Source organism: Mesorhizobium sp. M2E.F.Ca.ET.209.01.1.1 (assembly GCF_004010375.2).
Classification (GTDB): Bacteria; Pseudomonadota; Alphaproteobacteria; order Rhizobiales; family Rhizobiaceae; genus Mesorhizobium.
Genome location: NZ_SADP02000796.1, coordinates 1 through 320 on the forward strand (window position 1 = coordinate 1; position 320 = coordinate 320).

The 320-nt window shown below is 60.0% G+C and carries 1 protein-coding gene; it reads right to left on the reverse strand.

Going from position 1 to position 320, the window contains the following annotated elements; all coding sequences use genetic code 11:
- Positions 1 to 67: 67 nt before the first annotated feature.
- Positions 68 to 320: hypothetical protein (locus EN852_RS37945; RefSeq protein WP_210238321.1), on the reverse strand; the 253-nt coding region annotated here is incomplete at its 5' end.

Here is a 320-nt window from a genome sequence, read left to right on the forward strand (position 1 = left end):
GGCAGAACATCCGTGTGGATGGGGGCATCACAAGGGCGCTGTAAGGCACCGACGTGGCCGCCTCAGATCATCCCGGCTTGCGGGAATTGATCACCCACAGCAAGGCTATCGAGGCTACCAGGACGATCGAATTGGCGACCAAGACGTTCCAGAAGCGCGTCGGATCGTCGGCCACGGCGATCCAGTGCTTCCAGCCGCGGATCTCGCCTGTCTTGATGCCGCAGGCAATGTTGTAGATCGCCAGCGCAGCGAGCGCCGCCATCAGAACAAAGAGGTCGTTGTTCTTGTTGCGATCCATGAGAGCGGCTTTTAACAGCGCC